Annotated in this window: 26 protein-coding genes; 8 read left to right on the top strand and 18 right to left on the bottom strand. The window is 35.7% G+C overall.

Annotation, left to right across the window (positions count from 1 at the left end; genetic code table 11):
- Positions 1-406 precede the first annotated feature (406 nt).
- Positions 407-1,594, top strand: coding sequence for an aminotransferase class I/II-fold pyridoxal phosphate-dependent enzyme (locus DS830_RS08610; protein ID WP_118909119.1), 1,188 nt, complete (start codon positions 407-409; stop codon positions 1,592-1,594).
- A complete protein-coding gene (locus tag DS830_RS08605) occupies positions 1,595-2,584 on the top strand; it encodes a D-2-hydroxyacid dehydrogenase (protein WP_118909027.1) in 990 nt (329 codons plus the stop codon).
- Between the two features lie 62 nt (positions 2,585-2,646).
- Here the strand turns inward: DS830_RS08605 and DS830_RS08600 are convergent, their stop codons facing one another.
- Positions 2,647-3,081 (bottom strand): MerR family transcriptional regulator, encoded by a 435-nt coding sequence (locus DS830_RS08600; protein ID WP_118899750.1) that lies wholly within the window; start codon positions 3,079-3,081, stop codon positions 2,647-2,649.
- A 166-nt stretch (positions 3,082-3,247) separates the two neighbouring features.
- Between DS830_RS08600 and DS830_RS08595 the strand changes: the two genes are divergently transcribed.
- Genes DS830_RS08595 through DS830_RS08580 form a run of 4 tightly spaced genes read left to right on the top strand, consistent with a single transcriptional unit; the run spans position 3,248 to position 6,427 of the window.
- On the top strand, positions 3,248-3,856 hold the full coding sequence (locus DS830_RS08595) for an NAD(P)H-binding protein (RefSeq protein ID WP_118909026.1): 609 nt from the start codon (positions 3,248-3,250) through the stop codon (positions 3,854-3,856).
- Between the two features lie 23 nt (positions 3,857-3,879).
- A complete protein-coding gene (locus tag DS830_RS08590) occupies positions 3,880-4,500 on the top strand; it encodes an NAD(P)H-binding protein (RefSeq protein ID WP_118909025.1) in 621 nt (206 codons plus the stop codon).
- A gap of 17 nt (positions 4,501-4,517) precedes the next feature.
- Entirely contained in the window at positions 4,518-5,339 is an 822-nt protein-coding gene (locus tag DS830_RS08585; RefSeq protein WP_118909024.1) for an SDR family oxidoreductase, read from the top strand.
- A gap of 47 nt (positions 5,340-5,386) precedes the next feature.
- Positions 5,387-6,427 carry a zinc-dependent alcohol dehydrogenase family protein gene (locus DS830_RS08580; protein ID WP_118899758.1) on the top strand — a complete coding sequence of 347 codons (1,041 nt, stop codon included), beginning with the start codon at positions 5,387-5,389 and terminating at the stop codon, positions 6,425-6,427.
- Positions 6,428-6,500: 73 nt separating this feature from the next.
- Here the strand turns inward: DS830_RS08580 and DS830_RS08575 are convergent, their stop codons facing one another.
- From DS830_RS08575 to DS830_RS08560, 4 genes are all read right to left on the bottom strand, one after another.
- Positions 6,501-7,874, bottom strand: coding sequence for a hypothetical protein (locus DS830_RS08575; RefSeq protein WP_205526785.1), 1,374 nt, complete (start codon positions 7,872-7,874; stop codon positions 6,501-6,503).
- 43 nt (positions 7,875-7,917) lie between these two features.
- Complete coding sequence (locus tag DS830_RS08570) at positions 7,918-10,812, bottom strand: hypothetical protein (RefSeq protein WP_118909022.1); 2,895 nt, start codon at positions 10,810-10,812, stop codon at positions 7,918-7,920.
- A gap of 55 nt (positions 10,813-10,867) precedes the next feature.
- Entirely contained in the window at positions 10,868-11,056 is a 189-nt protein-coding gene (locus DS830_RS08565) for a transcriptional regulator (RefSeq protein ID WP_118899761.1), read from the bottom strand.
- Positions 11,057-11,583: 527 nt separating this feature from the next.
- A complete protein-coding gene (locus DS830_RS08560) occupies positions 11,584-12,279 on the bottom strand; it encodes a carboxymuconolactone decarboxylase family protein (RefSeq protein ID WP_118909021.1) in 696 nt (231 codons plus the stop codon).
- Positions 12,280-12,378: 99 nt separating this feature from the next.
- On the opposite strand from DS830_RS08560, the gene DS830_RS08555 reads away from it, so the two are divergent.
- Positions 12,379-13,257 carry a LysR family transcriptional regulator gene (locus DS830_RS08555; protein WP_118909020.1) on the top strand — a complete coding sequence of 293 codons (879 nt, stop codon included), beginning with the start codon at positions 12,379-12,381 and terminating at the stop codon, positions 13,255-13,257.
- 62 nt (positions 13,258-13,319) lie between these two features.
- Here the strand turns inward: DS830_RS08555 and DS830_RS08550 are convergent, their stop codons facing one another.
- The 6 genes from DS830_RS08550 to DS830_RS08525 form a co-directional block, all read right to left on the bottom strand.
- On the bottom strand, positions 13,320-13,964 hold the full coding sequence (locus DS830_RS08550; RefSeq protein ID WP_205526817.1) for a flavodoxin: 645 nt from the start codon (positions 13,962-13,964) through the stop codon (positions 13,320-13,322).
- A gap of 239 nt (positions 13,965-14,203) precedes the next feature.
- Positions 14,204-14,989: a DUF1828 domain-containing protein gene (locus tag DS830_RS08545; RefSeq protein ID WP_162887567.1), complete on the bottom strand. Its 786-nt coding sequence runs from the start codon at positions 14,987-14,989 to the stop codon at positions 14,204-14,206.
- 28 nt (positions 14,990-15,017) lie between these two features.
- Positions 15,018-15,485: a DUF6978 family protein gene (locus tag DS830_RS08985; protein ID WP_240366806.1), complete on the bottom strand. Its 468-nt coding sequence runs from the start codon at positions 15,483-15,485 to the stop codon at positions 15,018-15,020.
- 159 nt (positions 15,486-15,644) lie between these two features.
- On the bottom strand, positions 15,645-16,436 hold the full coding sequence (locus DS830_RS08535; protein ID WP_118899768.1) for a metal ABC transporter permease: 792 nt from the start codon (positions 16,434-16,436) through the stop codon (positions 15,645-15,647).
- Positions 16,436-17,068 (bottom strand): metal ABC transporter ATP-binding protein, encoded by a 633-nt coding sequence (locus DS830_RS08530; protein WP_240366805.1) that lies wholly within the window; start codon positions 17,066-17,068, stop codon positions 16,436-16,438. Before DS830_RS08530 ends, DS830_RS08535 begins: the two co-directional genes overlap by 1 nt.
- Entirely contained in the window at positions 17,065-17,958 is an 894-nt protein-coding gene (locus tag DS830_RS08525) for a metal ABC transporter solute-binding protein, Zn/Mn family (protein ID WP_118909018.1), read from the bottom strand. Before DS830_RS08525 ends, DS830_RS08530 begins: the two co-directional genes overlap by 4 nt.
- Positions 17,959-18,064: 106 nt before the next feature.
- Here DS830_RS08525 and DS830_RS08520 point away from each other — a divergent pair, with 106 nt between their 5' ends.
- Positions 18,065-18,487, top strand: a complete 423-nt coding sequence (locus DS830_RS08520) for a Fur family transcriptional regulator (RefSeq protein ID WP_162887566.1) — start codon at positions 18,065-18,067, stop codon at positions 18,485-18,487.
- Positions 18,488-18,548: 61 nt separating this feature from the next.
- Here the strand turns inward: DS830_RS08520 and DS830_RS08515 are convergent, their stop codons facing one another.
- From DS830_RS08515 to DS830_RS08485, 7 genes are all read right to left on the bottom strand, one after another.
- Positions 18,549-19,541: an aldose epimerase family protein gene (locus tag DS830_RS08515; protein WP_118909016.1), complete on the bottom strand. Its 993-nt coding sequence runs from the start codon at positions 19,539-19,541 to the stop codon at positions 18,549-18,551.
- A gap of 50 nt (positions 19,542-19,591) precedes the next feature.
- Positions 19,592-20,908 (bottom strand): sensor histidine kinase, encoded by a 1,317-nt coding sequence (locus tag DS830_RS08510; protein ID WP_205526784.1) that lies wholly within the window; start codon positions 20,906-20,908, stop codon positions 19,592-19,594.
- A gap of 17 nt (positions 20,909-20,925) precedes the next feature.
- On the bottom strand, positions 20,926-21,594 hold the full coding sequence (locus DS830_RS08505) for a response regulator transcription factor (RefSeq protein WP_118909116.1): 669 nt from the start codon (positions 21,592-21,594) through the stop codon (positions 20,926-20,928).
- A gap of 4 nt (positions 21,595-21,598) precedes the next feature.
- Positions 21,599-22,333 (bottom strand): ABC-2 family transporter permease, encoded by a 735-nt coding sequence (locus DS830_RS08500; RefSeq protein ID WP_118909014.1) that lies wholly within the window; start codon positions 22,331-22,333, stop codon positions 21,599-21,601.
- The gene (locus DS830_RS08495; protein ID WP_118899782.1) at positions 22,317-23,081 is read right to left on the bottom strand and encodes a lantibiotic immunity ABC transporter MutE/EpiE family permease subunit; all 765 of its coding nucleotides are present in this window, start codon (positions 23,079-23,081) and stop codon (positions 22,317-22,319) included. The genes DS830_RS08500 and DS830_RS08495 overlap by 17 nt, the downstream gene beginning before the upstream one ends.
- Positions 23,065-23,781 carry a lantibiotic protection ABC transporter ATP-binding protein gene (locus DS830_RS08490; protein WP_118909013.1) on the bottom strand — a complete coding sequence of 239 codons (717 nt, stop codon included), beginning with the start codon at positions 23,779-23,781 and terminating at the stop codon, positions 23,065-23,067. Before DS830_RS08490 ends, DS830_RS08495 begins: the two co-directional genes overlap by 17 nt.
- 106 nt (positions 23,782-23,887) lie before the next feature.
- Entirely contained in the window at positions 23,888-25,075 is a 1,188-nt protein-coding gene (locus DS830_RS08485; protein ID WP_162887565.1) for a MalY/PatB family protein, read from the bottom strand.
- Positions 25,076-25,080: the final 5 nt, after the last annotated feature.

The following is a 25,080-nucleotide window of genomic DNA, read 5'->3' as shown; positions in this document are numbered from 1 at the left end:
CCTTGCTATAATGCAGTTTACCATACTTTTTTTAAAAAAATTAAAAAGTTTTTATTAACAAAATTAAATTAAAATTAAAAAAGTATTGACATTTACCCTGTAGTTGGATTAGATTATAACTATTCAATAAGTCAGGAGCCCAGATAATGTTAAAACTTCAAATTCGACAATTGAATGCCTATTATTACTTTCGTTTCTTTAGATAGTGTTTGTACTCTGAATCTATGGGTGCAAACACGCTAACAAGTGTTTGACACCTGTAGGAACGAAAGCTTATTTACTTGAGCGAATTCGACCTAGCAGGTTTTAGAAAATCTGATGGGTCACCTAATAAACTAATTTGGCCAAGACCCAACAGATTTTCACAATTAATCTGTTGGGTCTTTTTATTTAGGAAAGGATGAATATCATGCAAATGAATCAATATCTCAATCGTCAACTTAGTCAAGTGAAGCCGTCAGCTATTTTAGCTTTTTCGACATTCGCTAATCAAATTCCAAACATCGTTAACTTCACCTTAGGCGAACCCGACTTCAATACTCCCGAACATATCAAAGAAGCTGCCATCGCTAGTATTCAAGCCAACCATTCTCACTATGCTCCTAGCAATGGGACTGCCGGTTTACGCCAAGCAGCGGCTAACTTCTTAGCTCAAAAATATGACCAGCATTATACTGCTGATGAAGTCATTGTGACTGAAGGAGCAACTGAAGGAATTTATACTGCTGTCATGTCTGTTTTAAACCCTGGTGATAAAGTTATTATTCCGACACCAACATTCCCGTTATACATTGCAGATACTGTCTTGGCAGGCGGTGAACCTATTTTAGTTGATACTTCCAGCAACGGCTTTAAGTTGACTCCCCAAATGCTGCAAGACACCATCGAGAAAGCTGGCGAAGGTGTACGCTTAGTCATCTTAAATTATCCAAGTAATCCTACAGGTGTTACTTATTCCCAAAGTGAATTAGATGCTTTAGGTGATGTTTTAAGAGATCAACCAATTTTCGTTCTTTGTGACGAAATTTATAGCGAATTAAATTACAACGGACCTCACGCTAGCTTATCCAAGAGCCTCAAAGATCAAGTAATTCTAATTACTGGTGTGTCAAAATCGCATGCTATGACTGGTTGGAGAATTGGTTTAATGTGTGCTCCACAAGCCATCACAGACGAGCTTGGTAAAATTCACCAATTCACGATTACAAGTGCTGCCACTGTCACTCAAGATGCAGCTGAAGAAGCTTTCAAAAATGGGATAGATGATGCATTACCAATGCGCGCCCAATATCAAAAACGCCGTGATTACATTGTAGAACAAATGGAGCAAATGGGCTTTAAGTGTGCAACTCCAGGGGGTGCTTTCTATATTTTTGCACAAATTCCTGAAGATTTAGATCAAGATGATGAACGTTTTGCTCGTGATTTAGCCCAAAACGGTCCAGTGGCAGCAGTCCCAGGATCATACTTTGGACCTGGTGGCAGTGGTTATTTAAGATTAAGCTATGCTACCAGCATGGAAGAGATTCAACGGGGAATGCAATTAATGCAAGCATACGTCCAAAATATTCGCCAACAAAAAGGAGGTCATTAAATGAGAATTATCTTATTAACTGTTCGTGATGATGAATTACCTGCAATTAAGCAATGGCAAGCACGTCATCCTGAAATTGAAATTCAAACCACTGATTGGGAATTACATTCTGATACAGTTGATCGTTTAGCCGGTTTTGATGGAGTCGTTACACAACAGCGCAGTCAAATTGAAGATGATGTTTATCCCAAATTACAAGAACTGGGCTTCAAACAGCTTACTACTCGAACCGCTGGTTTTGATGTTGTGAACTTACCCTTAGCTACTGAAAATAATCTCAAAGTCAGCAATGTACCTGCATATTCTCCCCATTCAGTGGCTGAATTAGCACTCACACATACCATGCGTTTAATTCGTAAATTGCCACTCTTTGATGCTCGCATGAAGCAGCAAGATTTTCGTTGGCAAGGATTGCAAGCCACTGAACTTCATTCCCTGACAATCGGAATTATTGGTGCTGGCCGTATTGGCAGTACTACTGCGCAAATCTTTCATGCTTTAGGAGCAAATGTCATCGCCAACGATACCAAGCCTAATCATGACTTAGATGATATCTTAACTTTTAAGACCAAAGAAGAAGTCTTACAAGAATCCGATGTTATTTGTTTACATGTGGACTTAAACGAGACCTCGAAAAATTTAATTGACGCCAAAGCCTTGAGCTTAATGAAGCCAACAGCTTATATTATTAATGAATGTCGTGGACCAGTTATTGATACTGCTGCCTTAATTAACGCTTTAGAACAACAACAAATTGCTGGTGCAGCCTTAGATACCTTAACTGGTGAAGAGAACTTTTTCAATGTGGATTTACGTGGTAAAGAACTACCTAGTGAACAACTAAAAAAATTGCGGGCAATGGACAATGTGATTTTGACACCTCATATTGGTTTTTACACCAACATTGCAGTGCAAAATATGGTTGATATTAGTCTGGATGATGCTGTTCAGCTAATTCAAGACCAACCTTGTGATCATGTAGTTAACTAGTTTCTTCTATTATATAGTGTATTTCAATAAAAGGATGCGACCGTTAGAGGTGGCATCCTTTTTTAATTAGCTGTTTGCTGATGATTGGTAGATTTTAGAGAACTAATGTTTGAGGGCACATATGTGTCAGGCTTTTGATTAATTAAGATATCTGCATAATGGGATACTTTTTTATTTATTGTCATTAAATGTTGGTTGAGTTCATTAATTTCAGCTAGGGTTCGTTGTTGCTGCTCCAACATAATCTGATAACGTTCGGGAACTGTCTGTTCTCCTTGGACGACTAATTGTAAATAATGCTGAATCTTCTTTAAGGGCATACCGGTTTTACGCATACAAATAATAATATGAATCCACTCTAAATCTACTTCATCAAAGATCCGGTTATTATTTTCATCCCGTTTGACATAAGGTAACATGCCATGATTGTCATAATAACGCAAAGTATAGGCAGTTAACCCCATTTTATCAGCTGCTTCTTGTATTGTATAAGTCATTTATTTGTTCTCCTTTAATTCTAGTCTAAACCCTTATCAAGGAAAAATTATTATGATAGTTCTTAATCCTATCATAATCGAATCATCTTTGGCTTCAATTTTGCTTGCATTACAGTAAGTATAAGGGGATACACTATTATCGTAGCTTATAGAAAGGAGATTCTCAATGACTAAGGTCTTAATTATTGGTGCAACTGGATCACTTGGACAAGTTACACGACAATATTTTTTAGAGAATTCAGATGATCAGTTAACCTTAATGGCAAGAAATCTAACACCATTACAAACCCAGATTAATCCGCAACGTGAACATTTAGTAACTGGTGACGTGACTAATTCTCAGCAACTACAAGCAGCTTTACAAGGACAAGATGTGGTTGTTGCCGCCTTAAGTGGTGACTTACCCCAAATGGCACAATCTCTAGTAACGCAAATGACCCAAATGAATATTCGACGTCTAATTTTTATCAGTTCCATGGGAATTTACAATGAAATTCCTGCTGCAATTGGCGAAGAAGGTAATTTGCAGCATAATCCCCTTCTCAAGAATTATCGCCAAGCTGCAGATATTATTGAAGCTTCAAGTTTGAATTATACTGTGATTCGTCCTGGATGGTTCGACAATGGTACTGACATACATTACCAAATAACCCAAAAAGGCGAGCCTTTTGGTGGTCATGATGTTTCTCGCAAGAGTATTGCTGATTTAATTTTACGTTTAGCCCATGATTCTCAACTCGGAAGTCGTGAGAGTCTTGGGATTAATCGAGCCTAATAGTATCGATAAAGGAGACAATAATGAAACTACTCATTTTAGCAGCCAATGGCCAAATTGCACAAATTGTTGAACAACGTTTATTAAATGAACCAGCATTCCAAGATATCGATTTAACTTTGGGATTACGTAATAAAAATCGTTTAGCCAATTTACAAAAGCAAGCAACTATTTTAGAAGTTGAGCAGGCAGTAGCTGGTCAAGATTTGGTCTTCGTCGGTGTGGTTGATCATACTTCTAACAATGTCATTACGAAGAATGTAATTGCAGCAATGAAAAAACACCAAGTCCAACGTGTTATTTTTACTAATATTTTAGGATTGTATAATGAAGTTCCTGGAGAGTTTGGCCGTTGGAATCATGAACAAGTACTATCTGGACTACCAGCAGCCATAAATTCTGATCAACTCTTAGCTGAATCTGGACTTCAATATACTACCCTGCGCTTGCCTTGGCTCAATGATCGCAACGAAGTTAAATATACAATTACTACCAAAGATCAATCTTATAATGGAGTTTCTGGCTCACGTCAAAGTATTGCTGACGTGATTTTACAAATAATTAACAATCCTGATCTTTTTGTCAATGAAAGTATCGGGATTGCTGATCCTAACACACAAGGCGCAAAACGCCCTGTCTATTAAAAGGAGCATTATAATTCATGGATAAACCTGTTATGTTAGTAGTAGGTGCAGGCCAAATTAGTATGGCTATCGCCCGCAGAATGGGCACCAACCAAAAGATTATTTTAGGTGACAAAAACTTTGACAATGCACAAAAAATTGGCCAAGTAATGCAAGAAGCTGGCTTTGATGTAGAACCCATTATAATGGATCTTTCCTCACGTGAATCAATTCAGCATATGATTGCTATTGGCCAGCAATCCGGTCCCATTATGTCTTTGGTCAATGGTGCCGGTTTGTCACCTAGTCAAGCATCAATTGCTGCCATTTTAAAAGTGGACCTTTATGGTACTGCAGTTTTGCTAGAAGAAGTGGGCAAAGTGATTGCTCCCGGTGGTGTAGGTGTTACTATTACAAGCCAGTCGGGACACCGTATGCCAGCTTTGACACCAGAAGAAGATAAACAATTAGCGCTTACGCCAACTGAAGAATTATTAGACCTAGCACTTTTACAAGAACAAAATATTAAAGACACCTTGCACGCATATCAATTAGCCAAACGTTGCAATGAAAAGCGAGTAATGGCTGAAGCTTTAAATTGGTCTCAACAAAATGCTCGTCTTAATGCGATTGCTCCAGGAATTATTGTTACGCCTTTAGCTTTGGATGAATTTAACGGTATTCGCGGTGATTTCTACAAAAAAATGTTTGCCCAATCCCCAGCTGGTCGTCCTGGTATTGCTGATGAAGTAGCCAATGTTGCTCAATTATTAATGAGTCCTCAGGGTAGCTTTATTACAGGCTCTACCTTTTTAATTGATGGCGGCGCAACGGCTAATTATTATTATGGAAACAACTAACCTTTAAAGCAGTATAATAAACACAAAAACTTGAGGAGATATATTAAATGAAAACTGCAACTTTTATTGAACCTGGTAAAATGGAACTTCGAGAATATCCTAAACCTCAAATTCAATCCGAAACTGATGCAATCATCAAAATTGTGCGGGCCTGCGTTTGCGGATCAGATTTATGGTGGTATCGAGGAATTTCACAACGGCCACATAATACTCCTGTTGGTCATGAAGCTATCGGTATTGTGGAGGAAGTTGGAGCGCAAGTTAAAAACGTCCAGCCAGGAGACTTTGTAATTGTACCTTTTACACATGGATGTGGTCATTGTGCTGCTTGTTTGGCTGGATTTGACGGCAACTGTCTTAATGAAGGTGACGAAACTAACGGCGGTTATCAAGGAGAATACTTAAGATTTCAAAATGCACACTGGGCTTTGGTTAAAATCCCTGGCACTCCCAGTGATTATACTGACGACCAACTTAATGATTTGTTAACTTTATCAGATGTTATGGCAACTGGTTATCACGCAGCTACTAGTGCAGAAGTCAAAGCTGGTGATACAGTCGTAGTCTTTGGTGATGGTGCCGTGGGCTTATGTGGTGTAATTGCGGCTAAGTTGTTAGGAGCTCAAAGAATTATTGCAATGAGTCGGCATGAAGATCGTCAACAATTGGCTCAAGAATTTGGCGCTACGGATATTGTTCCAGAACGTGGAGAACAAGCTGTCCAACGAGTGCTGGAATTAACCAGTGGCAATGGTGCTGATGCCATTTTGGAATGTGTGGGAACAGAACAATCAGTTGATACTGCCATCAAAGTAGGTCGCCCAGGTGCAGTCGTCGGTCGCGTTGGTATCCCGCAAAAGGCAGAAATGAATACTAATAATCTATTCTGGAAAAACATTGGTCTGCGTGGTGGTATCGCCTCTGTAACTACTGATGACCAAAAAGTTTTATTAGATGCTGTCTTAAAAGGTACAATTCATCCCGGAAAAGTCTTCACAAAACGGTTTAAGCTTGACCAAATTCAGGCTGCCTATGAAGCTATGGATCAACGAAAAGCTATTAAATCTTTATTAATTGTCAGTGAATAATAACTATTTTGTTATATAAATACCCCCCAATATCTAGAATCTAGATATTGGGGGGTATTTAATTTAGCTGCTTTTAATTTATACTATCTGTTAATGTCCATTCTAACTTAGCATTGTATTTATCAGCTTTAATATAGGTGTTCTTTGGTATCTTCATTCTTGGTCCGATACTTGTATTCCAAGTTTTTGAAATATCATCATAATAAGCTTGCGAATTTGGTTGATATTTTTTGAGAGTTTTACCATTGACAATCGAGATATCTCCTGCAATCAGAGGCTGTCCCGAAGTACCATTAGTATAATAATACAGATAATCTAACGGATTATTACTATTAATAACCCCGTTATACTTCAAGTTAACATCTAAAGATACCTTCCGATCAACATTGCTGGTATTAATGATTCTCAAAGGACTACGATCTCTTTTATAGGGATTCTTAATAATATCTGGATATAAATTATTATCTTGTTTCAAGATTTCATAATTTTTATGAGTTCCAAAGTCCAGCACATCTGGTGTACTCAAAATCACAGAGCCTGTAACATTGAAGTAATTGCGATTGCTAGTAGACAGTGTTACATCGTGATAATCATTATTATTATTTGGTTTAAAATGTAACTCATCTGCTTTTGTTACTGCACTAATACTTCCATGGAAGTTAATCTTATATTTAATAGTAAAGGTCGTTCCTGCAGGAAAAACAGTTTTCCCCTTCCAAAAATCAGCTGCAGAATATTCTTTTTGACTATTAGAATCCAAAGCGTCATAGAATTCAAACGTTTTAGGACCAGAAGTTATAGTTCTATTACCGTCTTTATAGGTAGCAGTAATAGTAGCTCCTTGACTGATAGTTGAGGCATTAGCACTTAAATCGCCATTTCCAGCATCTAAATCTGCTTGTGAAATATAGATTTTCCCGTCTAATTCTTGGTTGGCATCTGGAACAAAGGTCGTCGTGACATCTTGAACACCCTGGGGAGCATGCTCTTTATTACTTTTATCATAAGGGGTAGTACTTTTGCCAATCAATTGCTTACCTTCATAAGCAGGGAAAGGAATGACCTGATACTTAAAGTCGAGACCTTTTTCATTGACTTTATTAGTAGTCTTATCAACAGATTGGGCAACATTTCCTTGATTATTGCTATCTTTGGCATCATCAGATCCAGAAATAAAGAAATCATAGGAACCCTCTTTTGGTGTAATGTTATCCAATTGCCATGGTAAATCGACTTGCGTATTGAGTTCTTTTTTGTCAAGAGTATGATTTATTTTTTGGTCCACTGCTCCAGGATAGTCTACATATTTACCAGTACTATCCTTAGAAGTCAAATGTCCCGTAAGATTAATCTGGGTTGCATCCCCATCACCTTCCATATAATTCAGAGGCAAGTTAATCTTTTCCCCTAAAAGATAATACGGTTTAATCTTACCTAAACCTAGCATTAAACTGATTATCTTAGTTTCCTTATCATAAGACTGCTGGAAGTTAGTCACCCGCATGAGTCACAATCTTATCGGAAGATTTAAGGTACAAGTAACTTTTCTTGTTTGCTGGATTAGTTTGGGTGTCGTTATATTGCTTAATTCTATCGTTATAATCATCTAACACTTTTTGTAAATCAAATGTAAATTTATGATCATCCCATGTGATATCTTGAGGGTCAATATAACGCGGCACTGGTGGAGTTCCACCACCATCACTATGCATGGTGCCAGGATCTTTACCACTAGCCTGTTGTGCTAACGCATTTACATTATAGGGATCTTTGGGATCAGTTTTTACACCCAATAAGTTTGTACTAATATTCTGACTAGAATCAAATATTGTGCCATCAGTATTCACTTTATTAGGCGTGACTGGGACTGTGATACTACCAATAAGTGGATCACCAACTCCCGAAACAGGTCTTGTAGTATTGTATTTTCGATCTGCTTGATCAGTATTAAACGTATTACCTAAATCAATAAAGTCATAATCAGCATCATTGGTACTACCAACTTGTTTGCCCTTCTTTAACCGTTTGACTTGCACTCCAATTAGTGGTTTTTCAGGAATGAATTTATCAGGAGTAGTTTCCTTGTCATCTTCCCATTCATCACCACTATAACTGCCAGTAACCATTCTTTGCAGCTTGTCAGTGGTTGATGTCGCTGGTGGTGTTAGATAAGACCAATCAGTAAATTGATTATCTAATGTTGGTGCCGGCAAGTCTTGTAGACGAATATAGTCAAATTCCTTGGCTGTTTGATCCAGTGAACCAGGAGCACCAGTCTGCATTTGAGCCATAATTGTCTTTAAGGGCTCTAATGCTCCATATTTTCCTTGCTTCATAGCTTGAATATTAGAATCATCTGTCAAATAATTACCTAGCATGATATAGTTCCCACTAAAAGGTAATTCTAGTGCTTCAACTCTTAATGGTTCTTCACCATTCATTCCTATTGATACAGGCTGTTTTCCCTTAGCATCCGGTGTAACCCCAGAAGCAGCAACTCTGGAATTATAGACTTTAATAGTAGAATTACCACCATTAACCAAATAGTCGTTAGAACATTGGGGATCTTGTTTTTTATCCAAAATAACACTCTTAGGACTATCAATAGCTATATCCATGCCTGTCCCATAAAGCAAACTTAAAGGTGAAGTACTAGTCCGATTACTATCACCAATAATAATACTAAAATCTCCGCCCTGTTTAACTCGGATTTTCATACCATTACCAGCAACTTGCATTAAGCCATTAGCACCAGTGTAATTTCCTAAATTTTTTGCTAAAATATGAAAATCACCATGTGACAAATTAGCTATTCCAGCATCCATTCGGACAGGTGCCATATCATTATAAACCCGACCATCAATTATTATATTTATTGCGGGCGCTTTTCCAGCAATTCCTTTATATGATAAATCAGGAGGAGTTAATCCACTATTCATCCTAAAAGCTCCAGCAGTGACGCTTGTATAGTCTGTATAGTTATATTCTGATCTAGAAGGACCGGGGTGATAATTCCCACTAGAATCTATAGTATCATTACCGTTATGAGTATCACAAACAATTTGTAATTGTGCATCACCTTCTAATCTTAGTTTTGGATTGTTAGTTGTAAATGTAATTCCATAATTAAGACCATCTAAGTTACCTTCTCCACCTTGTCCATGAGGAAAAATATGCACTTTAGAACCATCTTTAAATTCAGCCGATCCTGTTAACTGTAATCCATTTCCATTATACGTAGACCCCCAAAAATCACAATTAGATCCAAAAATAATTCTATCTTCTTGAAAAATTTGCTGATTTCCGCTAGTTTCTGTACGCCAAAGAAAATTGGGATTTCCAGGTTCTCGATAAGAAAAAACCGAATTAGCTGTTACAGTGCCATCAATAGTTGCACCTGATGTTCCATTTTGCGTCCATGAAAATTGCGAACCTATATAATTAATGTTCTTATAAGTAACCCACGTATATCCCCCATTCAAACCACTTTCACGAGTTTTCGGATCATCATAATTAGTAGATACACCAGTATTGCAACTTATTATTCCAAAATAAGTTGTACCATAAGCAGCAGATATATTTTCCAAAGTCCAATCTTCTTTATAAGCTATATCAGCAGGACTAGCTCCTCCATTACGTCCGATCAACGCCAAATTATTCCAGCCCATATTTAATCTAAATCCATTTCCATCAATATCAAATTTATCGTGTCTAATTCTTACATAATTATAATCTCCCCCACCAGCTCCATAATTACCATTACCAATTGTTCCGGGCTTAACTACGTTAATATAGTAATTTAAAGCAGTAGTATTATCAACATAATCCATATCAATATCGTTTTCAAAGATAACTTTATGAATTTTAGAAATCGGCAAATAAGTTTGTGTGACATTCATCTGACTATATAGACTTCCTGCTTTAGCATAAGTTTTCCAGCCATCATGATTTGTATTATTCATGGTCCAACCAGAATGATAGTTATCTGATTGAGGTGCATCATTATAACAAGCAGGATCAAAAACAGCTTCTAAGAAACCTTTTGCAGTATAAACCACTGCTATATAACCTCCAGAACCATCTTTGTACATATCTAAATTATGTTCTTGGGTATCATAATAAGGATTATCTGCGTCTTCAAGCTTATCACTTGCAGGTGGAAGAGGTTCTGAACCCGGACTAGGTATAGCGCTATTAGTTATATTCCCTGATGATTGAGATAATTGGGGAACTTGTGTAAATTGCAACACATTTGAAAGTGCTGATTGATTATTAGTGCTAGCTGCTTGAACAGTAGTAAAACTGCTAAAGTATATAAGGCCTAACACTGTACCTAATATAAAAATTAATTGTGTGAACAACCACTTTTTTTGATAAATCTTCATAATTATTGCTCCTAGTTCATTGGCAAAGTATTCAATCTCTTCTTGTCATATTAATTTATATTAAAATCTCCAATGGTATATTAAGTTCATAATGTAGTTTATGAATTTCACTGCGCGTAAATTCTGAATGGTTATTAATTTTACGATTAGTTGCTGATATTGAGCGATTAATTATTGAGGCTACTTGTGCCTGCGAAATATGATGTGCTTTGAGATATCCTAATAAATTATTTACTTCTTCCATACTTAAAAAAGTCCCTTCAAATTAGTTTATGTGACTATAAGTGAATAAAATCACCAGCAAATGATAATATTTACTTTTCATAAAAAAATCCAAGTGGCAATTTCAACATCCTTTTGCAATATACCGCAAAAAAGGATGACTTTCAATGCTATTTTAACAATAATTATTTAATTATTAATATTTATGTATAGTTTTCCTAAGATATATAACGTTTTATTAATTAAAATATCGATGCTTTTTTAATTGCTAATTCTCCCCAAAGATAGCGATTTATTAAAAACCCCAAAAATAAAAAAGCCTAAGTTGAAACTTACGCTTTTTAGCACAACTATCTTATTTTTAAATGTACAATCATTAACATTTTGGACTCATCCAAATGCTTGAGCTCTTTTTCCTAATAATTATTAAGTATGTTGAGTTTTTGCTCGTTGATAACTGGAAATAAAATACTCTTCAGTATATGATTTAGAAATTTCATAAGCAAAAAAGATTAGGATGTGTTTTCATCCTAATCTCTTATGTTCCAACTATTTTGAATTTTGTAGTGTTTGATACGCTTGTTGTATTAGTTGAACTGCATTAATTACTTGGGGAAATCCTATATAAGGTAACAATCGGATTGTTGACCAAACTAATTCACCAACATGATTACCAGCCTTAAGACTCCCAAGTGCATGAGCTTTAATTTGAAATTCTACATTTAAAGTTATGAGTGCCATTAATTCATAGCGCTCACGTTCAGCAACAGAAAGTAGGATTCGACCATAAAAATCGTTAAAAAAATGTTCTGTTAAAGCTGTAGGAATAAATTCACCTGCTTTATCTGGTAAATTCTTGAGTAAATCTTTAATTTCTGTGCCATATAATTTGGCCTGTATTTGAGCGCCATAGTTAGAATGAGCTTCAGCAGTTGGTCTTTGATAAATAATATGTTCCTTATCAAAACATTGTTGCAGACACTCTAACGCTTGTTGAACACGTAAAATACCTACAATTGGCGCCAATTGTAGAACTACTTCCACTATAATTTCTGGTTTAATTGCGGAATTCAAAGCCTTTTTTGTTAAAACTTCGATCTTCGTTGTTGTCCCTTGGGTTGTACAGGCAATAATCGGTATCAATAATCGATCCGTCGTTAAATGTTGGGCGCAGTTTTCATCAACATCTTGAAGCCAGTTGGCAGTTAAGTTGTTCAATTCTATAATTAATTCATTTTGTGTCATTAATATCATCTCTGTATTTATCTTATATTGATAGCTATTTAATGTAAAATACTTATATTTAATCTATACTATGTTTAAAATGCATGTAAGGAGCTAATAATGGAATTACAAACACTTAAAAATTTTATTGTTATTGCTGAATCAGGGAATATTACTAAGGCTGCACAAGTTTTACATATTTCTCAACCAGCATTATCTCGTCAACTAAGCGCATTAGAAGCTGAGCTCGGGGTAACATTAGCTCAGCGTGGCAGTCGACATATTAGCCTTACTGCACAAGGCACTTATCTTTTGCAACGCGCCCAAGAAATTATCACAATGATTGATAAAACTAAAAGCGACTTAACTGATCAACAAGTTATAAGTGGCGATTTATATATAGGTTGTGGTGAGACCCAAGCTTTAAAACCTGTAGCTCAAGCTCTTAAAATAATGAATGTTCAGTATCCCCAAGTGCATATTCACTTATTTAGCGGTAGTGGCGAAGAATTACGTTATAAAATGAAATCTGGTTTTCTAGATTTTGCCCTGTTGTTAGATCCTACTAATATGCAAGAGTATAATTTTATGGTTTTGCCCTATGTAGATACTTGGGGCATCTTAATGCATCCTACTAATCAGCTGGCAACACAGCAAGTCATTACGCCAGAAGATGTAGATGGCACTCCTGCTATCTTTCCGAGGCAACCTTACACTTTTGGTCAATTAGAGAATTGGTTTGGACATGCTATTGCTTCAAAAAACATAATTGGTACTTATAATTTGTTATTTAACGCAGCAATGTTAGTTCAAGCAGATGTTGGCATAGTTTATTGTCTAGATCACCTCATCAATGCCATAGACATCCCTAACTTAGTTTTTCGCCCATTAGCACCGCAATTAACCACCAAAATTAATTTTGTTTGGCGCAAAAATCGGCCGCTTTCTAGTGCTGCGGAAGCCTTTTTGAAAGTTTTACAAAAAATAATATCTGCTTAAATAATTATCACGGATTTGTTATTAAAACGATAATTCTGGCTGAGTAGCAAATTTTTCATTAATCAACGGTTAACTAAATTCAACCATTGACTAATTTGACTTGATGCCCGATTAACTTTGTTACCATCAATAACTAAAGAGGGAGCCATTTCATTATGAATACCTTGATTGTGCAAGAGTGCTTGAATTTGCTGCACACTGTCGCCAGCCCCATAACCACCTTGCGTCATAAAAGGAACAATCTTTTTATTATTCAATTGTGAACCATAACTTTTCAAAAACGCAGTCATGGGATGTGATAAAGTCATTGCCCATACGGGATAGCCTAGGTAAACAGTTTGATATTGGTCCAAATTAGGTACCTGCATATTTAATGCTGGATAACGCTGATTTAAGCGTTCATAATTCGCTCGATTTAGTGTTTGTTGATAGTTTTGGCTATAAGGCTTTTGTACGACAATCTCCAAACTATCAGCTGCCACCTGCATAGCAATCATGTGGGCCAATAGCTCGGTACTCCCCGATCTTGAAAAATAAATAACAATTGCATTAGCAGTATCAGTCAAGACACAAGTTGGTTGACCATCAGCATTGGTATCCTGCCCATCAGAGACACTGCCACGGCCATGTTGCCATACAGCATCATCTCGTTGCAGTTGGACAGCTTTGGCTGCATCAGCTTGTAAATCAAAGTTCATTTTTTCCATTCCAGACAAAATTATTATCTCCTCACTTTTTGATAAATTGATTATAAAGCCTAGAGTGTACTGTAATGCAAAATCAACCGTAAATAAAATGAATAAATAGTTAAAAGTTAGCCAGCCTAATATTATGAACGTAAGCAAAAAGAAATTTTATATTATTAGCGATAATAGTACTTAAACAATCTAAAAAAGCGTTGATATCTTTTCTATCAACACTTCAAAATAGAGATTCTTTTATCAGATTAAGCATTAATTAATTCAGTATTATTTTCCTGAACTTCTTTAAAACCTAAAACTGAAGCTGTCGTATCGCTTAACTCGTTCATTGCTGTAGCCACTAAAGAACCATTTAACTTTTTTTCTTTTGTATTATTAACCAATAAAATAAATTTGGCATTCCTACTTCTAGATGTTGCATGCACGTCAAAGTTGAATATTTTAGCCTGATTGATATCATTAGGCCGAGAAACTGTCTTAACTACCCTTTCTCCATCTTTACGGTTAGGAATGGCAAAATCAAAATGGGAAGACGCGCCAAATGGATTAGGTATTTCAAATGAAGGAGTATATAAAATATTATTTTTATTAAAAAATTCAGCGATGATATCATTAAAAGAACTTACTACGTTATGCTTACTTAGATAAAAAATATCATTAACCCGCATAACTGCTTGAAGCAAGCGTGTTTTTGCCATAGGAAAGTTTTCAATAGGTGTTTGCACACATAAAGTCCCCTTATCATTACTTATGCCAAAATCATCCAGAATTTCCCTAAAAATATACCAGCCAGTTTTAAATTTTGGCGTTAAGTTAATTCCTAATTCTGTCAAATTATAAAGAGTGAACCCAAAATCTGAAACCTTGACTATATTTTTGTTGACAAAAGAAGCATATAAATTAATATTATCGTAATCATTATCAATAAAAGGAGTACTAATAGAAACATAATTTTCATCTAAATTTTGAAATTCAAGATCTTCTTTTATCCAATCCATATAAACATTTCTTAACTTTTCAGCATTATCCAATATCATCACCTCCTTTGTTGTTTAGCAATTATCTAATGTTAGTATAATCTATAAATTTTAGAAAAGTCTCTTTAATACGTTTTAAATTTTTAAACTCTTCTATAGACCCAACTGCTATAACGTTTTTAACAGAATATTTATCTGGAACAGACATAAAATGGACATGTGAACCATGAATGATTTTTTCGTTTTTCTTTCCTTGATTGTTCGTATGTCTTAAGTGATTGCCAAAATCAAATCTTATTAAGTGTATATTACTCTCAATATCTCTTAATCCAATAGAAAAAATGGTTTCAACAGGTGTTGTATGAACATTTAATGCATAAAAAACACTATTACGATGATCATCTATTTGACATTTATATGTTTCATTATCATATGTAATTGTGTTTACGATTTGATTGTAGACTTCATTGTATTCTAATAAGTAATGTGGATTTTTTTCATATGCTATTAATTTATATGCATCATCAAGAGTTAAATTACTAAGATTCAAAATCGTAGTTCTCCTATAAATAAAGATTCAGCTATTAATCATTATTTTATACATTACTAGTTATATTTACAAACTCAAATCTCTGAATGTCGCTGAACAATAAGTTTCATAAATATAAAAACAGCCTTATAACTTAATATAAGACTGCTTTTTGATGTATTAATTTAAAATTTTACTACTGCCCCAAGCTACTAAATAAATCAACGTTTCAATGGTGGTAATAAAAAATGTTACCGGCAAATTAGTCCAATATCCTAGTGCCAACCCTGACCAAGTACCTATCAAAGCAAATATAATACTCCAAATAATCAGCGAATGCACTGTTTTCCCCCAAAACTGAGCCGCTGCGGCTGGTAAAGTCAAAAGGGCAAAAACTAACAAAGCGCCCACAATTTGAGAAACGATACTAACACTTAAAGACATCATCATTAAAAAAATCAAATTAATCGTGCCACTAAAGCGAATCCCGCCTTGGGCCCCTACTGGATCAAAAAAATCAAATTTTAATTGGCGATACATTAAAACAATCACTATTAATTCAATGAAGGCAATCAAACTAATTTGAATCGCATCACCTCGGCTAATACCGACGATGCTGCCAAATAAAATATTAGTAGCATAAGAAGAACTAGCTTGAGAAATCGATAAAAATAAAACTCCCAATCCCATGAAAAAAGCCGAAATTAAGCTAATTACCGTACTTTTTAACGGCTTATTCTTATTAAAAGAACCAGCTACCAAAGCACTTAAAATTGTAAAAAGTAACATCCCATTTAAGGGTGTCCACCCCATCCACAAGCCAAAACTAGCTCCAGAAAAACCAATTTCTGACATCGTATGCGTTAAAAAAGACAAATGCCGAGCTGTAATAAAAACGCCAATCACGCCACATAAAATCGAAATAACTGTTGCGACAATTGCCGCATTTTGCATAAATTCATATTGCAGCATTATTGCCCCTCCTCGCCTAAGTGTAAAGTTTTGGTGCCATATTTTTCTAATAATTGCGGATCATGTGTAATAAAAATAATTGTTGTTCCTTGCTGATTCAATTCCTGGACCACATCCATTATCTCGTATTTAGCTTGAACGTCTAAACTAGCTGTGGGTTCATCCAAGATTAATAATTGTGGCTGGTTCACAATAGCTTGTGCCAGGTAGACTCGTTGTTTTTCGCCACCAGACATTTGCCCAATCCGCCAATCTTTTTTGGCAGTTAGATGTGTTTTGGATAAAGCTTGTTGAACTTGAGTTTTTTCAGTGGTTGTTAACCAGGGCCAAGGCTTTTGAATCAGTTTCAACTCTACAAAAGCTTGCGCAGACAAAGGAAAATCTGTTTCTAAATTGCGAAATTGGGGCACGTAACCAATCTGTTTGCTGGTTAAATAACGTTGCAGTTCACCACTAGTGGGCGCTAATTCTTCTAAAATAACTCGTAGTAAAGTGGTTTTACCCGAGCCATTAGGTCCCACAATGCAAAAGAAATCGCCACGATTGATAGAAAAATTCAATTTTTGAAAAACAACTTGTTGATCGAATTTGACCATTAGATCATGAGCTTTAATTAAAGGGGTTGACTTCATTTTTGAACCTCGATTGTCAAAACTTTGTGATATTGCCGCTCCATCCATTGAAGATAAGAAAGGTTGGCTGGTTGGGTTTCAGTTACCTTAACCACTGGAACTTGATATTTTTGAGCTAGTTTAACTAAGTTAGCCACTACCGGATTGGCAGCTTGTTGATTATCAACCAAAAAAGCAATTTTCCTGGTTTTAATTAACTGTTGTAATTTATTAATATCTTGTGGAGCTGGATCAGCACCTTCTTCGATGGCTTGTGCAAAATGTGGATTGGCAATTTGATAGCCCATCTTCTGTAATGAATAATCAAAAACTGGCTCACTGACAGCTACTAACTTTTGTTGACGATGAATTTTAATTTGGTGAATCTGTTGCTGTAATGGTTGTAAAGATTGGAGATATTTTTGTGCACGTTGCTGGTAATAAGCACGATGGGTAGGATCTTGGCGACTTAAAACCTCAGCCAAATGTTGTGCTGCTGTAGGCATTGTTTGGGGATGATACCACAAGTGTGGATTATCACCTACTTGTTTATGCATCAATTGCCCAATATTAATTTTAGTTGCTTGTTGATTATTAACTAACAGCCGATTCATCCATGAGTCATAGCCTAAGCCATTATAAATTGCAATTTGAGCTCGGCTGGTTTGTTTGGCATTTTGCACTGTCGGTTCAAAATCGTGGGGATCAACGTTGGGATTATCCATAATGGTGGTTACCTGAGCATATTTGCCAGCTATTTGAGTAGCCATTTGTCCATAGGTCGGAGTAGAAGCTACAATTTGTAATTTGGAGTTGGCAGTTTGTTTATGTACAGACTGACAACCACTCAGAGTAATTACCAACAGTAAAGCCCCGATTATTAGTCCTAAGCGACGTCGTAATGTTAACAATTGACTCTTCTCCCATCAGCTTCTATAATCTAAATAGTAATTGTTACGTTTTACATTTTAGCATAGCCGTTTTCTGATGTCTATGAAAATATCTGGAGGAATTTTCATGTCTACCATCGACGTAGCTTTAAAAATTTTGCAACAAAATAACTTTAAAATTACCAAACAGCGGCAATATTTATTAGAATACTTGGCTCAGCAAGCCGATTTTTATATTGCCTTATCCCAACTTGATCAACAAATGCGCGCCTTTTTTCCTAAAATGAGCCATGATACTATTTATCGGAATGTCAAAGAAATGCAGCAAATTGGTATTCTAGAAACTAAAATGTTTACGAATGGTTTACGTGTTAAATTTCAATGTGATTTTGCAAAAAAAGAACACAGTCATTTCATTTGTGAGCAATGTGGCCGTGCGTTGGAATTGCCATTGCCCGACTTTACTGCAATTGAACAGCAATTATCTAATTATAAAATTAAGAATTATCATGTGGAAATTTGGGGTATCTGTGATCAATGTCAAATTTAAAAAATAAACCTCAAGATAGCTAAAACAGCTAACCTCAAGGTTTATTTTTGTCTTTTATTGTTTATAGTTTGCGATATTGGTAACTACTGCTGTAACTGATGGTTTTGCCTGCTGGCAAAATAATATCACCAAAATCAGGATGATTAATAGCATCTGGTAAACTCTGCATTTCCATGGCTAATCCTGTGTAATGGTGCCAATCAGACTCTGTTGCCTCTGGGCTACCTGTATAAATGACCAAAGCATCACGATCTGAATATAAATCTACTGCTCGTTGAGTAGTTTGCAGAGTTGCTACTAATTTGTTAGGTGTGTAATAAACATGATCAAATTCTGTTTTACCCGTTTGTTGTTGGATGGATTCTAATCCTGATGCCAAGGTTTTACTATGGCGAAAGTCAGTTGCTGCATCCACTGGTAAAAGTTGACCCGTTGGAACTTTTTCTGCAGTTAATTCTAAGTATTGGTCTGCATTAATTTGTAATTGTTGTTCATTAATGCTGGTATTTTGATCTAAGTTAAAATACACATGGCAAGTTGGATTAAATAATGTTGTGACATCACTGGTTCCCCAATAAGTAATTTGCACACAATCACTATCTGTTAGTTGATATTGTACTCGCAATTGTAAAGTTCCGGGAAAATAATTGTCTGAAGCCTGCAAAGTATAAGCAAACTCTACGGTATGATCATCAACTGCTTGTCCTACAAAATTTTGATGTTGAAAACCAGTAGTCCCACTGTGTAATAAATCGTCATTTTCATTAGGTTGCATCTGATAATCTTGTCCCTGCAACTGAAAATGCGCCTTTGTAATCCGTCCTGCTACTGGGGCTACAGTTCTACCTGCAAAATACGTACTTTCTTGATATTTTGTCCAATCATCATAATGGGTAATTAATGATTGCAGTTGATTATTGTCTTGAACTTGCCAATTTTGCCAAGTTGCACCATAACTCAAAAGATTAATTTGAGTGTGGTGATTATTAGTAATTGTAAACAGTTCAATATTGCCATTTTTGGTCCGACCAATTTGTTTTTTAGTTACTACCATTTCAAGGCCTCCTCATAAGGTCAATTGTACCAAAAAATTAAGCAAAGCGCTTACTTATTAAAAACTAATTGCACTTTGCCACCGCTTATTTGTTGTTTGTAATATTCATTTTTTAAAACTAGACGTCCATTATTTTGACTCATAATTTGTTGTGCAATCGTCAAACCCAAGCCCATATGCTCATTTTTTTGTGACCTTTGTGTATAATAGCGCTTTGTAGCAGCTGTTAAAGTTGCTTCACTAAAGCCAGGCCCATTGTCCAGTACCGTAATGAGATAACTATCTGATTGATTGCAAAAGTCTAATTTTAAGACACCTTGCGGCTGAGAAAACTCAACACTATTCAAAATAATATTTTGAAAGGCTTGCGCCACTTGAAACAAATTCACTTGCAGGTCACTTTCATCCATTCGTATTACTTTAATTGTTAATTGTTTCGCCCGTGCTAAACTAGAAACCCAATCTAACCAATGCTTAATCACGTCTTGAGTAATCTTTTCAGTGGTATGAGAGCTGGTTTGTAAATGACTATTTACTTTCAACCAAGCAACATATTCTTCTAGTCGTTGAACTCCATTATTAGCATCCTTTATTAATGCCTGTTGCTGATTAGTAATAGCTCTTTCTTCCAACAGCTCTAAATTGCCCTTAATTAAAGTGATTGGTGTCCGAATATCATGGGTCACATCTTGGACTAATTGTTGTAATTGCTGTTGGGAGGACCATTGTTGTTCCAGTGACTTTTGTAAAGCTGACTTCATTTGATTGATGGATTGTAAAATTAGTTCAATTTCTTTAATATCACTTTGTTGTTCTGTAAAATTCAAATTTAAGTTTTGAATTTGTTGGTTAGCAAAAGTTATTTTTTTCAATTCTTGATTCACCATTGTAACTGTCCAAGAAATAATTACTACTAAACCGATAATCCACAAAATTCCTAAAGTCAATAGACCTACCATTTCTGCTGAGGGCAAATAATGTCGCAGCCGTGCAGAAGTAAAATCAGCTGTTAGTCGATATGATAGAATCAAATGCGTTTTTTGCTGCGTCAAATACCAAAAAATTCGCGGTGCAAATAAGGTATGCGCTTGAGCATAACCCTTGTGGCGTGCTTCGGTGAGTTCTTGGTAATAATGCTTAGGAAGCGTATTGTGAATTAAATGTCCATTTTGTTCCAAACGATATTCATAAATATTAGGAATAGTTAACTGTTTTCCATCGGATTTTTGTAAATCTTTTTTAACTTGAGATACTTGCTGTTCGGGATAATTAGCAGGATAAACCCAACCTTGGCGCAAAGAAAAGTTAAACACACCTACTAATCCTAGCACCAATAAAATTGTATAACCGACTTCTAGTAAAGACATTAGTATAAGTATTTGTTTTAAAGATTTATTTCCCATTTATAACCAATACCCCAAACTGTTTGAATTGGACTAACATGTGCCTTATTAAATTTATCGCGGATTTTCTTGATCCGCTCAGTAATTGTGAATTTGCTATCTCCTGGAGCATCATAGCCGTAAACTGCCGTATAAATATCTTCTCTCGAAAATACTTGATGTGCATGCTGCAACAAAAACAAACAAATATCATATTCTGAAGCCGTCAATGTTATTAATTGTTGCTGTACATAAAACTGGCGCTGAATTAAATCGCAAGTCACCGGTGGATCACTTAAGCGCGTATGCTTATTACGTTGTTCGCGCCGCAAGTTAGCTGCCACGCGGGCGCGCAATTCTTGGATAGAAAAAGGCTTCGTAATATAGTCATCAGCACCAGAAGCAAAGCCTTCCAACTTATCCTGTTCAAAATCTTTGGCAGTTAAAAACAGAACTGGAACATCAATAAATTGCCGATGCGTCCGCAAAAATTGAAAGCCATCTATTTGGGGCATCATTACATCTAAAATAATCAAATCAGCTTGATTTAATTCTGTTTGACTAATTCCAATAACAGAATTGCGCGTAATAATTGTATTTTGCTCAGCTAAAATATTTTGGATTAATTTTAATAAATCATCATCGTCATCAATCACTAAAATTGTGCTCATTTTCTTACTCCATTTTACTTATTCCTTCCCAGCGATTATACCAAACACTGGAGAGAATCAATTCGCCAAGAGTTAAAATCACGGCTACTAGTGCCATTAACCAGTATAAATGTCTAAATCCGATATTAAATTGCCCATACCCTTGATAAAGCAACTTAACTGCCCAAGTCCAAGGCACCCAATACCAAATTTGATTGCCTAAATCAGTAGTACCTAACAAAATAGCTGATAATGTAAAGATAATACCCGTTATTAAAGTACCTGTATAACTAAAAAGACAAGCCATAACTTGATAAATTACAATGACAGGTATTAAAAAAAACGGCATTAAGCAGGCATAAACTAATTCATTTATTCCTAATATGTGTCTGGCAAAGATTGTTTCTAAACCGATAAATGTTACTACAGCAACTAATTCGATACCAATGAGCATCAATACTAGCATCCCAAAACGACTATACCACAGTCGTTTACGGGAAACACCAATACGTAACTCATTAGCAAAATTACCTGCACTGCGTTCAGCTGCATAAATCATTGGAACCAAAATACTCAAGGCAAATTCAGCACAGACAATAAACCCTAGGAAAAAAGCCGAATAAATTACTCGTGGATGACTATGACGACCTACAAAATAAAAAAATACTATTACTGCATATAAAAAGGGTAAGCTCCAACTAAGCCCTTGAATCGCTGTCCGGTGAGTTTTTTTAAATTGCGCATTAATTAATTGAATCATGTTTTTCACCTCTGCATTGCAGGGCTAATTGTAAAGCCAACAAACAAATACTCCAAATACTAGCACTAATAATTGCTTGCGGCACAGCTGTCAAATTTAATAACGAATCCCCTGTATTTAAAAAAGTTCCATTAGGATGAACACCTAAAAGCGGAGCCATCATACGCAAGTTATAAGACCAAGGAAATAACCACCAGTAACTTTTAACGGCAACAACAGCGCCTACAATACTTAAAACAAAATTTGCAATAATAATCACTAAAAAGTAAAAATATCTTTTCGCGAGAAAACTCATTTCAATAATAGGTAAACTACCTACAAATAGACAAATAGTAGCTTTCAATAATTGTTTGCCTAAAATATCTTGTTGGAGTATCACTTTGCCAATGAAAAAAACCAACAACCCCAAAATCACTAAAATAACTAATGTCTCCATAAAAATTATTAAATTTTTAGCTATTAACAAGCTTTTTGCTGGAATACCGGTAGACTTCAAAAAAATTTGCTGGACGGATTTTTCTTTATCGCAAATGTTTGCAACCATTAAGGTAATCATAGCTGGTAAAATAATCATTGGCCACCAATTAAAGGCCGCAGCTACTAGATAACTTTTGCCCTTTGGACTAGGACCCATTAACAGATTTAACAATAAAATGAACCCGATAAAAATCACGGGTGCAATTAAGAGTAATTTAGCATTGGCAGCCCGCTTTTCTTTGAGAAATTCGGCTTTAATAATTGCTAGCATGATTTTTGTGCTCCTGTTCTACAATTTGCATAAATACTTGCTCTAAATTTTCAGCTTGCTTATCATTAGCTTGTTCATAAGAAAGGCGACCCTGAACAATAATTCCCACAACATCTGCCATTTGTTGAACTTCACTGAGGATATGACTCGATACGATAACCGTAATGCCTTGGGCGGGCAAAGAACTAATAAAATCCCGCAATTCTTGAATCCCCAGAGGATCTAAACCATTAGTCGGTTCATCCAAGATTAATAATTGGGGATTATTCATTAAAGCCATTCCAATACCTAATCGTTGTTTCATCCCCACGGAAAATTGTTTCACAATTTTATTACCTGTATTCGTCAAGTTAACAATCTTTAAAACCTGATCAATTCTTTGGTCATTAGCGTGTAATAACAACGCCATGACTTTCAAATTCTCATAAGCCGTCAAATTCGAATAAATTGCTGGTCCTTCAATCATAGCTCCCATTTGCTGTAGATCACTAGTCTGTAAAGGATGATTCTTAAAAAAGATTTCCCCTGAGTTTGGATGCCACACACCGGTTAATAATTTTAGTAATGTCGACTTACCCGCTCCATTTGGTCCTAATAAACCATAAACCGAATTTTCGGGCACATGTAAAGAAACCTCATTTAAAATTTTTTCATGTTTAAACTGTTTAGTTAAATTATGTGTTTCGATAATATTGGTCATCTTATTACCTCCAGCACAAATAATAAGCTTGAAAAATAACTAATTTATAACTAAAAATGACTGAGACAAATAATTATCTCAGCCATTATTGTAATTTTTCAATTTCTTAATCTTTTTCTAACTGTTGTAAAACTTTAATCAGTCGAATGACCCCAGTTTCTAAAAGTTCTCGTGGCGTTGCAAAGTTTAAACGAATAAATAATCCAACTTGTTCATCTAAACCAAATTCACGATTAGTCTGTACCCCAATGCCACCAGCATCTAACGCGGTTAATAATTCATCTTCAGAACAGCGCAAATAACTAACATCAATCCAAGATAAATAAGTGGCTTGACTGCGTGTAACCTGCGCTGGCGTTTGAGTTTCAATTTCTTCGGTTAACCATTGCAGATTATCAGCTAAATAAGCCAATAGTTCATGTAACCAATCTTGAGAATCTTGATATGCTGCAGTTAAAGCCGGCAGTGCAAAAGCGGTCGGAAAATCTGGATTAGAAGCATAAGCGGCTGCCGATTGCATTTGCTTTTGATAATCAGGATTAGTTGTATAATAATATGCAAACTGTAATCCAGCTAAGTTAAAAGTTTTTGATGGTGATTTAAAAGTAATAATATGATCTTGGTATTCAGGATAAATCTTAGCTAGTGGTTGGTAAGTATTTCCTGGTAAAATTAAATCACTATGAATATCATCTGAAAGTATAATTACTTGATGTTGTTGACAAATTTGGGCAAAGCGCTTTAATTCCTCACTAGTCCATACTCGACCAGTTGGATTATGGGGATTGCATAAAATTGCCATTTTCACTTGATTATCGCTAATTTGTTTTTCTAAATTATCCCAATCAAAACTATAAGTGCCATCCTTTTTAATGAGCGGATTACTAATTAATTGCCGTTTGCTATTTTCGACAGCTATCTTAAAATGCCCATATAATGGAGTTTGAGTGATAATAGCGTCTCCTTTTTGAGTCAGTGCTCTAATGGCTAAACCCAAGCCATTAACCACTCCCGCACTATATCCCAGATTATCGGGATTAATTGTCCAATGATTTTGTTGTTGTAACCAAGTGGCAATAATCTGGGGAATAGCCGTCATATTCGGTTCTGTTGTATAGCCATAAATGCCAGTTGCAGCTTGCTTTTTTATGGCGTCTATTACTGGTTGAGGTGACTGAAAGTCCATATCAGCAATCCACATTGGAATTACATCTGGATTTTGATAAACATTTTGAGCCCCATCCCATTTCATACTGTATGTTCCATAACGTTGGTTTACCTGATCAAAATTCATATTAA

The sequence above is a fragment of the Bombilactobacillus bombi genome (assembly GCF_003522965.1).
GTDB classification, from domain to species: Bacteria; Bacillota; Bacilli; order Lactobacillales; family Lactobacillaceae; genus Bombilactobacillus; species Bombilactobacillus bombi.
This window is presented reverse-complemented; position numbering and strand designations above follow the sequence as displayed.